The organism is Corticimicrobacter sp., assembly GCF_040137905.1.
In the GTDB taxonomy this organism is placed as follows: Bacteria; Pseudomonadota; Gammaproteobacteria; order Burkholderiales; family Burkholderiaceae_B; genus Corticimicrobacter.
In genome coordinates this window covers 1-13959 of the sequence record NZ_JBEFDG010000014.1, presented here as the reverse complement: position 1 = coordinate 13959, position 13959 = coordinate 1, and the positions used below count along the sequence as shown (strand labels likewise).

Sequence of the window (13959 nt, the reverse complement as noted above, 5' to 3'; positions counted from 1 at the left end):
CTGATCCCCACCGACGGTTCGGAACTGGCCGCACAGGCCGCCAACGCCGGCATCACCTTTGCCCGCTCCATCAATGCCGAGGTCGTGGCGCTGCATGTCAGCCAGCCGTTTGCCGCCACCATCGGCTTTGACGGCATGGCTGCTGCCTACGCCATCACGGACGAAGCCTACGAAAAGGCCGCCCAGCAACAGGCCACCAAGTACCTGCAGTCCGTGCTTGACCGTGCCGAAACGGCTGGCGTCAAGGCTCGCCCGGTGGCTGTGTCCAACTTCAACGTGGCCGATGGCATCGTTCAGGCCGCCACCGAAGAAGGGGCCGACCTGATCTTCATCGGCAGCCATGGTCGCAGTGGCCTGTCGCGCCTGCTGCTGGGCAGCGTTGCCGCCAAGGTACTGTCGCTGGCCGACGTGCCGGTGCTGGTCTACCGTGTCAAGGAAGAAAAGTAATCAGTTGCCTCAGGCCGTCTTTCCGGACGGCCCAGGTTCAAGCCGGCCGTTGTGCCGGCTTTTTCTTTCCCGTTTTTCTTCGTGTTCTTCATGACGATATCGACCCAGCAGTCCAGCGAGGCGTTGCCCTGGCAAGGCAATGCATGGTTGGCGCACAAGTTTCCCCACAGTGACAAGACTGTCAAGATTCGCAGGATATTGCTGCTGACGGGGGTGTCCTGCATTCTGCTTGGCACCTTTTGGGCCTCTTGCTATACCTACTTTGCACGGCCTGACCTGGCGGCCATTTATGTCGTGCTGACACTGATCGGGATCAGTGCCATCATTTGCAGCCGAAGGTACAGGTATCGTGTCCTGGTAGGAATCGCACATGCCATCCTGTTGATGATCGTGCTCATTTCTGCCATTGACGTGCCGTTGAATGGTGTTTCACGCTCTGCCTACGTGTATTTCCTGCCGTTGGCTGCCGGTGCGATCTTTGTGTTTGGGCAGGGCAATTTCTACATGGGTACGTTGTTTCCGATACTGTGCCTGGGATTGTTCGTGATGTTCGGAGTCGGGGCGGCAGGTTTTACCGAGTCGGACTTTGCACCACCCGAGGCGGTGCGTTTCCTGGGTGCCATCGCCAATTTTGCGATTGCGTCGTCGTTGATGGCATGCGTACTTGTCATCTATCGCAATGACATGAATGCCAGAATTTCACTGGCGCGAGAGCTGGTGCATGCGATCACGGACCGTCAATTGCTGGTGCTCTACCAGCCGCAGGTCGGCATGGATGGCAAGCCCACGGGGGCGGAAGCGCTGGTTCGCTGGCAACACCCGTCACGAGGGTTGCTGTCTCCGGATCAATTCATTCCTCTGGCCGAAGAGAGCTTGCTGATTCGCGAGCTGGGGCTGGAGGTCTTGAAGCAGGCTTGTGAGTTGTTGAGCAAGTGGGCTGCTGATCCTGTGCTGGCCACCAAGATCGTGGCTGTCAACGTCAGCCCCGTCCAGCTTCAGGATGTCGGCTTCGTGTCTTCCGTGCGCCAGGTGCTGGCCTCGACAGGTGCCAATCCGGCACGGCTTGAGCTGGAACTTACGGAATCCGCGCTTTGCGTGGATGTCGATCAGGTCAGGGAAAAAATGCAGGCGCTGCAGGCAAATGGGGTTCGCTGGGCGCTGGATGATTTTGGCACCGGGTTTTCGTCATTGGCCGTACTGCAATCATTGCCGGTACAAAAGCTGAAGATTGACAAACAGTTTGTCGAAAGTGCGGCAGAAAGCGAGTCAGCCAAGCTCTTGCTGGCAAAAATCATTGAAATTGCCGATGTCATGGGTATGACGGCAATTGCTGAAGGCATCGAAACACGCCAGCAGCGTGACATGCTGGCGCAATTCGGTTGTCGGGAATTCCAGGGCTTTCTCTATGGGCGGCCACAGCCGGTGGCCGCCCTCGAGTCGATGATGCGCGCTGCTGCCAGATAGCCCTGCGGGTTGTGATCGGCTTTTCCGGCGTGCAGGGGGCGTGCCGCTACTGGAACAGGATCACCGTTTTCTGCAGTGTGATCCAGATGCCCCACAGCAACGGGATACCCACGCAGGCCCAGGCAAACAGCACCAGGATGAAGGGCGTGCGGAATGTCGAGCGGCCACTGCCCTGGACTTCGGCCTGGGCGGCACGTTCGCTGGCCAGGGCCTTTTCCTTGGCCAGTTCTTCGTCGGTCATGAAGTACTTGGCGTTGATCGGGCGGATCAGCAGATTGCAGATGAAGCCCAGCACCAGCATACCGGCCAGGATGTACATGGTGATGTCATAGACCTGTGCGCGCGGCACACCGATGGATACCTGGTATTCGCGGATATAGTTGACCAGTACCGGCCCGAGGATGCCGGCGGCTGACCAGGCAGTCAGCAGGCGTCCGTGGATGGCACCGACCATCTGCGTGCCGAACAGATCGGCCAGGTAGGCCGGAACCGTGGCGAAGCCGCCGCCGTACATCGACAGGATCACGCAGAAGGCTGCCACGAACAGGGCCAGGTAGCCCAGGTGGCCAGTCCAAGGGATCATCGCGTACAGCAGGAAACCGAGCACGAAAAAGACCATGTAGGTCCGCTTGCGGCCCAGCCGGTCGGACAGGCTGGCCCAGAAGAAACGCCCGCCGATATTGAACAGGCTGAGCAGGCCCGTAAAGCCGGCGGCAATGGCCGCGATCGCGCCGAGCTGCTCGCGGCTCAGGTCGGTGTAGCCCAGCCCGGATTCGCCGATCAGGCGCCCGCCGAACATCTCCTGCAGCAGCGGCGAGGCCATGCCGATAATGCCGATGCCGGCGGTCACGTTCAGGCACAGCACCCACCATACCAGCCAGAACTGCGGAATGCCCCAGACCCGGCTGACATGCACATGGCGTTGTGTGATCATGACATTGTTGGCCTGTGCGGCGGGGGGTGTCCAGCCTTCCGGCTTCCAGCCGCTGGGCGGTACGCGATAGCCCAGCGCACCTGACATCATGAAGACAAAATAGATCGCCGCCATGGTCAGGAAAGTCTGCCAGACGCCGGGTGAGGTCGGCGTCGCAAAGTGGCGCATCAGCAGATCAGCCAGTGGTGCGCCGATCATGGCACCCCCGCCGAAGCCCATGATGGCCATGCCGGTCGCCATGCCGCGTCGATCCGGAAACCACTTGATCAGGGTACTGACCGGCGAGATGTAGCCCAGCCCGAGGCCGATGCCGCCGATGACGCCAGAACCCAGCCACAGCATCCAGAGCTGGTGCAGATATACCCCGGCCGCCGAGATGACCAGGCCGCCACACCAGCACAGCGCCGAGACGATGCCGGCCTTGCGTGGGCCGGCGCGCTCAAGCCAGCCGCCCCAGAGCGCTGCCGAGCAGCCGAGCAGCACGAAGAACAGGGTGTACATCCAGCCCATGGTCGAGACTTTCCAGTCGCACTGGGTGGTGAACAGTTCTGCCATCAGGCTCATGTCGGCCGGACAGGCCAGTGGCGCACTGCCGCCGACTGCCTGCGAGAGCGGCAGCCAGAACACCGAAAAGCCATAGGCCATGCCGATGCACAGATGGATAGCCAGTGCCGCAGGCGGCACCAGCCAGCGGTTGAAGCCGGGACCTGCGATGGTGCGGGCTTTCTCCAGGAAGCCGGGGGCGGAAGATTCCGCCGTGGCAACAGCAGCGTAGTTCATGATGTCTCCCCTTGGAAATCTCCGCGATTGCGGAGGTTCCCGTGTTGCTTTCTTTATTTATTGAGCGGGTTGTAGGTACAGCGTGTCGTACTGAAGTGCAGGTTGAGAAAAGGGTGATCCATTTGGGGCTGGCTTCTGTTGGCAGCCCGGTGAGCGAAGTGGTGGTTTTCAGGCAGGTGCTGGTTCGAGCCGACTTCGATGTGCCTGCAGGGCCTCGCGCACGATGTCGTGCAGCGCCAGGCCGCTGTTGCTGACGCCCTGCGGATGGGCGTCGAGAAAGGCCAGGATCTGACGCCGCATGCGGGGTTCCCAGAACTTTTCGATATGGTTGGCGATGCCGTCTATACCGGCCGTGCGGTCTGGCCAGGCCTGGAAAAAATCGCCGATGCGATTGGCCATCCGGATCAGGTTGTCCTGTGTATCTGTCATGTCTCCTCCTGTACTGCGCAACTAGCGACTAGATGAAAAGCGCCCGGCATGGGCGTACAGCGTGCAGCGATCTCCCCGTATGAAGCCGGCCAATGCCACGTTGAGGCGGGTGGCCAGGTCGGCGGCCAGCGCTGTGGGGGCGGAAATGGCCGCCAGCACGTCGATCCCGGCAGCAGCCGATTTCTGCACCATTTCGAAACTGGCCCGGCTCGATACCAGCGCCATGCCATCACGAACGGGCAGGTCTTGGCGGCGTGCCAGTGCACCGATCAGTTTGTCGAGCGCGTTGTGGCGCCCGACATCCTCGCGCACCAGGTGCAGCGTGCCATCGCGCCCAGCCCAGCCAGCTGCGTGGGTGGCACCGGTGTCGTCGTGCAGGTACTGTTGCGCACGCATGGCCTGCTGGGCGCTGAACAGTGCGGCCAGGGTAACCGGCCTGCCGGCCTGGACCGGCGGCAGTGGACGCACCACCTCGGGCAGGGAGTCCACGCCACACAGGCCGCAGCCGGTTCGTCCGGTCAGCGCCCGGCGCCGTTCTTTGAGCCGATGCTCACAGGCACTCGCGATCTCGATGGAAACCACGATGCCCAGGCCGCATGGGTCAGGGGCCACTTCCACGCCACGGATATCCTGCGCCTGGCCGATGATGCCCTCGGACAATGAAAAACCGTAGGCAAAATCCTCCAGGTCGGCCGGCGTGGCCAGCATGGTGGCATGGCTGATGCCGTTGTATTCGAGCGCGACGGCCACTTCGGTAGCCAGGGCGTCGGTGTCCTCATGCAGCCCATCCAGACCGGCACGCACCACCTGACGGTGTTCGGCGCAAGGCGGCAGAAGATCGGTATCGGAAGCGGCGGCGTGTGCGGTCATGGCGTGGTCTCTATTTGCCGGTCAGGGCCGTGTCGCTCTCCCTTTCGCGTTCGCGCAGCAGCTTTTCCTGGATGTCGGTGAAGCGGCTCCAGTTGCGCTGCCAGTCGGATGGCTGCGAGACGCGGGTGACCTGTACGGCGGTGACCTTGTATTCGGGGCAGTTGGTGGCCCAGTCGGAACTGTCCGTGGTCACGACGTTGGCACCGGACTCCGGAAAGTGGAAGGTGGTGTATACCACACCCGGCTGTACCCGGTCGGTGATCACTGCACGCAGTACTGTTTCGCCCGAGCGGCTTTGCACCCCGACCCAGTCGCCATGGGCGACGCCGCGATCCTCGGCATCCTGCGGATGGATCTCGAGGACATCCTCGCTGTGCCAGGCCACATTGGGTGTGCGTCGCGTCTGGGCTCCGACGTTGTATTGCGACAGGATGCGGCCGGTGGTGAGCAGCAGTGGGAACTTGCGGGTGCTGCGTTCGTCGCTGGGTACGTACTGGGTAATCATGAACCGCCCCTTGCCAATCACGAATTGGTCGATGTGCATGATGGGAGTCCCTTCCGGGGCGTCGTCGTTGCAGGGCCATTGCAGGCTGCCCATGCGTTCGAGCTTGTCGTAGCTGACACCCGAGAAGGTTGGTGTCAGGCGGGCGATTTCATCCATGATCTGGCTGGGATGATCGTAGTGCATGGGATAGCCCAGCGCCTGCGACAGTTCCATGGTGATTTCCCAGTCGGCCTTGCCGTTGCGCGGTTCCATGACCTTGCGCACACGCGAGATGCGCCGCTCGGCATTGGTGAAAGTACCGTCCTTCTCCAGGAATGAGGAACCGGGCAGGAAGACATGGGCATACTTGGCCGTTTCGTTCAGGAACAGGTCCTGCACCACGATGCATTCCATCGCTGCCAGTGCGGCTGCGACGTGCTGCGTGTTGGGGTCGGACTGGACGATATCCTCGCCCTGGCAGTACAGCCCCATGAAACTGCCTTCGAGCGCAGCCTCGAACATGTTGGGGATGCGCAGGCCTGGTTCGGGCTGCAGCGTGACGCCCCAGGCCTGTTCGAACTGGCTGCGCACGACCGGGTCGGAAATGTGCCGGTAGCCGGGCAGTTCGTGCGGGAACGAGCCCATGTCGCACGACCCCTGCACGTTGTTCTGGCCGCGCAGCGGATTCACGCCTACGCCTTCCCGGCCGATGTTGCCGGTTGCCATGGCCAGGTTGGCGATGGCCATCACGGTAGTCGAGCCCTGGCTGTGCTCGGTTACGCCCAGACCGTAGTACACCGCGCCATTGCCGCCTGTGGCGTAGAGGCGGGCAGCGCCGCGCACCAGTTCGGCTGGCACGCCGGTGGTCTCGGCAGTGTGCTCGGGCGAGTTCTCGGGACGGGCCACGAATTCGCGCCATTGCTCGAAGCTGGCGGAGTCGCAGCGTTCTGCCACGAACGGCTCGGCGACCAGTTGCTCGGTCACGATGACGTGGGCCAGTGCCGTCAGCAGGGCCGTATTGGTGCCTGGGCGCACCTGCAGGTGAAAATCGGCCTTGATGTGCGGCGAGTTGACCAGTTCGATGCGACGCGGATCGATCACGATCAGGCGCGCACCCTGGCGCAGACGGCGCTTCAGGCGCGAGGCAAAGACCGGGTGGCCACTGCTGGGGTTGGCCCCCATGACGATGACCACATCGGAGAACATTACCGAATCAAAGGTCTGCGTACCGGCCGATTCGCCCAGTGTCTGCTTGAGGCCGTAGCCGGTGGGGGAATGGCAGACCCGGGCGCAGGTATCGACATTGTTGGTATTGAAGGCGGCGCGGATCAGTTTTTGCACCAGCCAGGTTTCCTCGTTGGTGCAGCGCGACGAGGTAATGCCGCCCACGGCATCACGGCCATATTTCTGCTGGATGCGGCGGAATTCGGAGGCGGCGTATTGCAGTGCCTCGCCCCATGAGACTTCCTGCCACGGATCGGTGATCCGCTGGCGGATCATGGGCGTCAGCACGCGGTCCTTGTGCGTGGTGTAGCCCCAGGCGAAACGCCCCTTGACGCAGGCGTGGCCACGGTTGGCCTGGCCGTCTTTCCACGGCGTCATGCGCACGACCGTCTGGCCCTTCATCTCGGCCTTGAAGCCGCAGCCCACGCCGCAGTAGGCGCAGGTGGTGACGATGGCGTGTTCGGCCTGGCCCAGCTCGATGACCGATTTTTCCTGCAGGGTCGCGGTCGGGCAGGCCTGCACGCAGGCACCGCAGGATACGCATTCGCTGTCGATGAAATCCTCACCCTGGCCGGCCGTGACCCGCGAGGCGAAGCCTTTGGCCCCGATGGTCAGTGCAAAGGTGCCCTGGGTTTCCTCGCAGGCGCGCACGCAGCGGTTGCAGACGATGCATTTGGCCGGGTCGTAGGTGAAGTAGGGATTGGTCGTATCCTTGGTGTCGTCGAGGTGGTTCGCGCCCTTGTAGCCGTAGCGGACTTCGCGCAGGCCGACGACGCCGGCCATGTCCTGCAGCTCGCAGTCACCGTTGGCCGGGCAGGTCAGGCAGTCGAGCGGGTGATCGGAGATATACAGCTCCATCACGTTGCGCCGCATGTCATGCAGTTTCGGGGTTTCCGTGTGCACGACCATGCCGGCCTCGACCGGGGTGGTACAGGACGCCGGATAGCCGCGTCGCCCTTCGATCTGCACCAGGCACAGGCGGCATGAGCCGAATGCTTCCAGGCTGTCTGTGGCGCACAGCTTGGGAATGTTGATGCCGTGTTCGGCAGCGGCCCGCATGACCGAGGTCCCTTCGGGGACGGTGACTTCATAGCCATCGATGGTCAGGGTGACCATGGCGGTGGCGGCGCGGGCGGGTGTGCCGTAGTCGCGTTCGCGTTTCAGGACAGTTTCCAGCATGGCAGTCTCCTGGACTCAGGCCGCACAGGCGGCGCGGGAGGGTTCGAGGCCGAAGTCCTCGGGGAAGTGCTCGAGTGCGGACATCACGGGGAAGGGTGTCATGCCCCCCAGTGCGCACAGCGAGCCGCCGATCATGGTGTCGCAGAGATCGCGCAGCAGGTGGACCTGTGCCTCGCGCTGCGGGCCGCCTGCGGCAATTTTCTCGATGACCTCCATGCCACGTGTCGAACCGATGCGGCAGGGTGTGCACTTGCCACAGGATTCGACGGCACAGAATTCCATCGCGTAGTGCGCCATGCGGGCCATGTCCACGGTATCGTCAAAGGCCACGATGCCGCCGTGGCCGATCATGGCTGAAATCTTCTGGTAGGCCTCGTAGTCCAGAGGAACATCCCATTGCGATTCGGGCAGGTAGGCACCCAGCGGGCCGCCAACCTGGACGGCACGCAGCGGACGCCCTGAGGCACTGCCCCCGCCGAAGTCTTCCAGCAGTTCGCGCAGGGTCAGGCCGAAGGCTTTTTCCACCAGCCCACCGCAGCGGATATTGCCAGCCAACTGGAACGGCAGCGTCCCGTGCGAACGGCCCACGCCGAAGTCGCGATACCAGGCTGCGCCGCGTGCCAGGATGGCGGGTACGGTCGCCAGCGAAATGACGTTGTTGACGACCGTGGGTTTGCCGAACAGCCCCTGGATGGCGGGCAGGGGCGGCTTGGGACGGATGACGCCGCGCTTGCCTTCCAGGCTTTCGAGCAGTGAGGTTTCCTCGCCACAGATATAGGCACCGGCACCACTGCGCACTTCCAGGTCGAAATGCCGGTTACTGCCCTGGATGTCGGCACCGAGCCAGCCAGCGGCCTGGGCGCGGGCAATGGCGTGTTTCAGGATGGCAATCGCATGCGGATACTCGGAGCGTACGTAGATATAGCCCTGGGTGGCACCTACGGCCAGGGCTGCAATCGCCATGCCTTCGATCAGGGCACAGGGGTCACCCTCCATCAACATGCGATCGGAGAAGGTGCCGGAGTCGCCTTCGTCGGCGTTGCAGACGATGTATTTCCGGTCGGCCGGACTGGTCAGCACTGTCTTCCACTTGATCCCGGTCGGAAAGGCCGCACCGCCACGGCCACGCAGGCCGGAAGCAGTCACGCACTCAACGATATCCTCGGCGCGCATTTCGAGCGCATTGCGCAGTCCCAGCCAGCCGCCGTGGGCGGCGTAGTCGTCGAGATCGAGTGGATCAATGATGCCGACACGGGCAAAGGTCAGGCGCTCCTGGCGACGCAGATAGGGAATGTCGTCGGTCGGGCCGTGGCACAGGGCATGGGCACCGCCTTCCAGCCAGCCAGCCTCGAACAGGCCGGGTACATCCTCAGGCACAACCGGGCCATAGGCAATACGCCCGGCGGCTGTGTCGATCTCGACCATGGGCTCCAGCCAGAGCAGGCCGCGCGAGCCGTTGCGAATGATGCGCACAGGCTGGTTGCGATGCCGGGCCTCGGCGTCGATGCGATGTGCCACAGCGTCGGCACCGGCGGCCACGGCAGCGGCATCGCGTGGCACATAGATACGGATGGCGTTGCCAATATCGTGCTGTGCCGATGTGTCTGGGTGGTTGCAGGAGGAAAAATCCGGAGTGGAACGAGTTGGTTTCATCGGATTTCCTCCGAGGCGAGTGTGGCATCTGCAGCCAGCAGGGCATCCAGTCGCGCGGGTGTGACGTGGGCATGCGGCTGTCCGTCGAGCATCACGGCGGGTCCCTGGGCACACAGACCGAGGCAATACACGGGATCGGCGGTGACGCTGCCATCGGCTGACGCCTGCCCCAGCCCGCAGCCGAGTGTGCGTTGCGCATGGTCGATCAAGGCCTGGGCACCACGCGCCTGGCAGGCTTCGGCGCGGCAGATTTCCAGGTGGCGACCCTGCACGGGCTGCAGCCGGAAGTGCGGATAGAAGGTGATGACGCCGTAGACCTCGGCGCGTGAGCGCTGCAGGGCGGCGGCAATCAGGGCAATGCTGTCTTCCGGAATGTGCCCCAGTTCATCCTGGATGGCGTGCAGCATCGGCAGCAGGGCACCGGGGCGATCCTGATGCGTCTGGATAATGCGTGCTGCTGCGGCCGCCGCCGGGCTACAGGATTGGGCGGCAATGTCGAGGGCCAGCTTGCCCCCGCGTGCGCCCCCGGTGGAGGCGAGATCGATCTTTGCTTCGTGGCTCATGCGCATCTCCTTGTGCCTGTCCATCCTGATAAAGGTGGCAGGCATGCGGTCCATCTGCTGGTCGGGCGTGTTGCCTGACGGTTTGTCTTGTCTCTATATTTATGTTTTGTATTGCATATATATCGCGTATGAAGCGATAATTTGCCTACTCTACCAACGCTTTTTGCTGCATTCAATAAGAAAATAATGACATATAAGCCATTCCAGATCGGTGTGCGTCCTGATTGGCTCATCAGCGACGAGACGACCCATGATGTTTCGCTGCGCGAAGTGCTGGCGTTGCTGGCTGCCATCGATGCTACCGGCAATATTGCAGGAGCGTGCCGCGAGTGCGGGCTTTCCTACCGTCATGCCTGGGGCATCCTGAGAAAATTCGAGGCACATTTCGGTGTGCCATTGATGATTACCCGGCGCCGCCAGGGCACCCAACTGTCGCCTTTTGCGCAACGCCTGGTGTGGGCCAATCGCCGTATCGAGGCCCGCCTGATGCCCATGCTGGAAAGCATGGCGTCCGAATTGCAGGAAGAACTGGAGCGGTTGCTGTCGCAGAATGCCGAGCATGTGCGCCTGCATGCCAGCCATGGTTTTGCCGTCGAGGCACTGTTGCGTCATATGCAAGGTCGTACCCCTGGGCTTGAGTTGCGCTATCGCACCGCCATCGAGGCGCTGGCCTCGCTGGAGCGGCATGAATGCGATCTGGCGGGCTTCCAGGTGCCGCTGGGAGATTTCCAGGCCCCCATCCTGCGCCGTTATTCCCCCTGGCTCGATGCCGGTGCCTATCGCCTGATCCACCTGGCGGTGCGCAGTACGGGCCTGTTCGTCGAGGCCGGCAATCCCAAGGCCGTGCAGGGCATGGCGGATCTGGCGCGTAGCGATGTGCGTTTCGTCAATCGCCAGATCGGTTCCAGTACCCGCTATCTGGTCGGGTTGATGCTGGAGCGGCTGGGCATCTCGATTGCCCAGGTGCAGGGCTATGAAACCAGCGAATTCACCCACATGGCGATTGCCGCGCACATCGCCAGCGGCATGGCCGATACTGGCATCGGCGTAGAAACCGCTGCGCGTCGGTTCGGACTGGATTTCATCCCGATGGTGCAGGAACGCTACTTTTTCGCGGTGCATTGCGACACGTTGGAGACACCGGCGGTCCAGAGTTTGTTGCAGATCATGCGCAGTGACAATTATCGGGACGAAGTACGTCAGCAGGTGGGCTACGATGCAACCGAAACCGGTATGATCCAGACATTGCAGGAGGCTTTTGGATGAGCAGGGTAGTGATCCCCGTCAAGGATATGCGTGTGCCGAGCCGGCCGTCGTCCGGCCCGGCCGGTTGGTTGCCGGGGGTCGAGGTGGTGCCGGGGGCCGGTGCTGCCGCCGTCTGGCGTGATCTGCGCGGCCGGCCGTTGCGCGACCTGCGCATTTCCGTGACCGACCGCTGCAACTTTCGCTGTACCTATTGCATGCCGCGCGATGTCTTCGGTGTGGACTATCCCTTCATGGCGCATTCGGACATGCTGTCATTCGAGGAGATGGCACGCCTGGCCGCACTGTTTGTGGCGCATGGCGTCGAAAAAATCCGCATCACGGGTGGCGAGCCCCTGATGCGCCGTCATGTGGAAAACCTGATCGCCTTGCTGGCCCCTCTGCGCACGCCTGATGGCCGTCCCGTGGACCTGACGCTGACCACCAACGGCAGCATGCTGGTCAACAAGGCCCAACTGCTCAAGGACGCAGGCCTGCAGCGCATCAGCGTCAGCCTGGATGCGCTCGATGATGCCCGCTTCGCGCAGATGAGCGATGCCGGTACGCCGGTGCGCAAGGTGCTGGATGGCATCGAGGCAGCGGCTCGCGCCGGACTGGACCCGATCAAGATCAATATGGTGGTGCGGCGAGGGCGCAACGATGACCAGATCCTGCCCATGGCCCGTTATTTCCGGGGCAGTGGCCATATCCTGCGTTTCATCGAGTTCATGGATGTGGGGGCCACCAACGGTTGGATCATGGATGAAGTGGTTCCCGGCCAGGAACTGGTGGACATGATCCGCGCCGAACATCCGCTGGAGCCTGTGGCCGCCAACCACTATGGCGAGGTGGCCGAGCGTTGGCGCTATATCGATGGTGCAGGTGAAATCGGCGTGATCACCAGCGTGAGCCATGCCTTTTGCGGTTCCTGTACGCGCATGCGCCTGTCGCCCGAGGGCAAACTGTACCTGTGCCTGTTCGCGGACCAGGGCTTTGACATCCGCGAGCCATTGCGCGCCGGCGTCAGCGATGCCGAATTGGCAGACATGCTGGCAGGGGTATGGGGCGGGCGCCTGGACAATTATTCCGAGCGGCGCGGCCAGGAAGGCATGGCCGAGCGCAAGCGGATTGAGATGAGCTATATCGGCGGCTGAGGTGTCGTCAACAGTGTCCTCCGCTTGTCCTGGACGCGCTGTCGCAGCCCCGAGAGGGGCTTTTTGTTTTGTGGGGCAAGCCTGTTGAAAAAAAACCGGCTCCGACTGATGCTGTCGGTGCCGGCGAACTCTGCTCTGCTGTCTGTATGCTGCTGTGCCTGCAACAGGTTTACTTGATTTCCTCAATGGACTTCACGTCCGACTTGTTGACCTGTACCTCACGACCATCGCGTTCGTAGGTAATGAAATCCTTGTCATCATCGACTTCGGGCCGGTCCGCCGTGGTCACGGTCTGTCCATCGCGGGTTGTGATCTGCGACGGTGACGAGCAGGCTGCCAATGCCACCAGGGCCAGGGCTGCGGTGCCGATGCGTCCAGCGTACGTGAGTTTCATGGTTGCTCCTCGTTCGGTTGAGACATGTCTACCTTAGCAAGCGGGAGCGGACAGGGGATGAAGGGATGTAACGGGAGATGCGGAATCGTTTGGGAGGAGCACTCAGGAAGAGTCGTGTTACAAATTTGAGGCGCGATTTTTTGCCGTCAGGCTGCTACGTCATTGGCCCGTATCTTCAACCCATCGTCCACAATCCAGCAGCAGCGTACCGGGTGTCGGCCGGATGGCCTCTCCGGCCAGTTCCAGTTCCGTCCAGATGGAACGGTCCTCGCTTTCATGGTCTTCCAGAATCCGGTACTCGGAAGAGGGTGTTCGGGTACGCGTCTCCGGTAGTACCGTAATGCGGGCCTTGGCATGGATGCCATGCTGTTCGCAGAACTGCAGGCAGGCGATGGCATCGTCCAGATCCAGCTTGGCGGCTAGGCCGGATGGGTTGCCCGATTTCAGTGCATGTATGGTGGCCTGGCGCTGTTGTTGCAGCAAAGCCAATACAAGTCCAAAGCGGTCTGTGGCGTTGGGCATATCAGGAAGTCTGGGTGTGGGCGTTTACAGGTGGCGGTGGTGCCATTGCATCGGCGTGTCGGTCAGTTCACTGACCAGGGTGGTCAGTGCCGGGAGCCAGTCTGGGGAAACCGATCCCAGTCGTATCAGGCGATAGCCCAGGCCGAATGAGTATTGCCAGTCGAGATCGAGAATTCTGTATTCCTGCTGGCTTTCAGGGCTGTGCCACAACATGCCGGGATCTTCCCATGCAGCCCCGATCAGTTCTATGTGGCTCTCGTAAGACCCATAATCCTGGATGGGAGCGTCGTGGCCTGGCAAGCGGGGTTCGGCCAGATTTTCACCGACAGGAATAAAGGGCTGGCGCTGGTATTCAAGCAATTCCAGCGTAGGGGTAAGACGGTCAGGCCTGTAATCGCGTGGCGCACTGACTGCTTCTGCCGCAGCCAGATGGGCCTCGGTGGCCGAGCCCAGATGGTAGATAGGACTGGCGTGGTCCGCACCGTGTGGCATGTAGTCACCGGGTTGCAGGTCGATGCCGTGTGGACGCAAGACGTCGGCCAGCAGTTCGCCGGTCGGTTGCGCAGGGAGTACCATCCCGGCGGGCAGCATGTTGGCTGCCTGCATCCGTTGCAGTAGAT

The 13959-nt window shown here is 62.2% G+C and carries 13 protein-coding genes; 4 read left to right on the top strand and 9 right to left on the bottom strand.

Going from position 1 to position 13959, the window contains the following annotated elements; genetic code table 11:
- Positions 1-447, top strand: a 447-nt coding sequence (locus tag ABN482_RS01765; RefSeq protein WP_349502376.1) for a universal stress protein, incomplete at its 5' end; no start/stop codon positions are given.
- Positions 448-537: 90 nt separating this feature from the next.
- Positions 538-1911, top strand: a complete 1374-nt coding sequence (locus tag ABN482_RS01760; RefSeq protein ID WP_349502375.1) for a putative bifunctional diguanylate cyclase/phosphodiesterase — start codon at positions 538-540, stop codon at positions 1909-1911.
- A gap of 46 nt (positions 1912-1957) precedes the next feature.
- Here ABN482_RS01760 and ABN482_RS01755 read toward each other — a convergent pair whose 3' ends face one another.
- The 6 genes from ABN482_RS01755 to ABN482_RS01730 all read right to left on the bottom strand — a co-directional run bounded on the left by ABN482_RS01755 (position 1958) and on the right by ABN482_RS01730 (position 10027).
- Positions 1958-3625: an OFA family MFS transporter gene (locus ABN482_RS01755; RefSeq protein WP_349502374.1), complete on the bottom strand. Its 1668-nt coding sequence runs from the start codon at positions 3623-3625 to the stop codon at positions 1958-1960.
- A gap of 168 nt (positions 3626-3793) precedes the next feature.
- Positions 3794-4054, bottom strand: coding sequence for a formate dehydrogenase subunit delta (locus tag ABN482_RS01750; protein ID WP_349502373.1), 261 nt, complete (start codon positions 4052-4054; stop codon positions 3794-3796).
- A 21-nt stretch (positions 4055-4075) separates the two neighbouring features.
- Positions 4076-4924, bottom strand: coding sequence for a formate dehydrogenase accessory sulfurtransferase FdhD (gene fdhD, locus ABN482_RS01745; protein ID WP_349502372.1), 849 nt, complete (start codon positions 4922-4924; stop codon positions 4076-4078).
- A 10-nt stretch (positions 4925-4934) separates the two neighbouring features.
- On the bottom strand, positions 4935-7811 hold the full coding sequence (fdhF, locus tag ABN482_RS01740) for a formate dehydrogenase subunit alpha (RefSeq protein WP_349502371.1): 2877 nt from the start codon (positions 7809-7811) through the stop codon (positions 4935-4937).
- Positions 7812-7826: 15 nt separating this feature from the next.
- On the bottom strand, positions 7827-9464 hold the full coding sequence (locus tag ABN482_RS01735; protein WP_502877217.1) for a formate dehydrogenase beta subunit: 1638 nt from the start codon (positions 9462-9464) through the stop codon (positions 7827-7829).
- Complete coding sequence (locus ABN482_RS01730) at positions 9461-10027, bottom strand: formate dehydrogenase subunit gamma (protein WP_502877216.1); 567 nt, start codon at positions 10025-10027, stop codon at positions 9461-9463. Before ABN482_RS01730 ends, ABN482_RS01735 begins: the two co-directional genes overlap by 4 nt.
- Before the next feature lie 186 nt (positions 10028-10213).
- Between ABN482_RS01730 and ABN482_RS01725 the strand changes: the two genes are divergently transcribed.
- Positions 10214-11293 (top strand): substrate-binding domain-containing protein, encoded by a 1080-nt coding sequence (locus ABN482_RS01725; RefSeq protein ID WP_349502370.1) that lies wholly within the window; start codon positions 10214-10216, stop codon positions 11291-11293.
- Positions 11290-12423: a GTP 3',8-cyclase MoaA gene (moaA, locus tag ABN482_RS01720; protein WP_349502369.1), complete on the top strand. Its 1134-nt coding sequence runs from the start codon at positions 11290-11292 to the stop codon at positions 12421-12423. Before ABN482_RS01725 ends, moaA begins: the two co-directional genes overlap by 4 nt.
- Positions 12424-12592: 169 nt before the next feature.
- Here moaA and ABN482_RS01715 read toward each other — a convergent pair whose 3' ends face one another.
- The 3 genes from ABN482_RS01715 to ABN482_RS01705 all read right to left on the bottom strand — a co-directional run.
- On the bottom strand, positions 12593-12817 hold the full coding sequence (locus ABN482_RS01715) for a YgdI/YgdR family lipoprotein (RefSeq protein WP_143857841.1): 225 nt from the start codon (positions 12815-12817) through the stop codon (positions 12593-12595).
- A 159-nt stretch (positions 12818-12976) separates the two neighbouring features.
- On the bottom strand, positions 12977-13339 hold the full coding sequence (locus ABN482_RS01710) for a hypothetical protein (protein WP_349502368.1): 363 nt from the start codon (positions 13337-13339) through the stop codon (positions 12977-12979).
- 24 nt (positions 13340-13363) lie between these two features.
- A partial coding sequence (locus ABN482_RS01705; protein WP_349502367.1) for a hypothetical protein occupies positions 13364-13959 on the bottom strand: 596 nt, incomplete at its 5' end.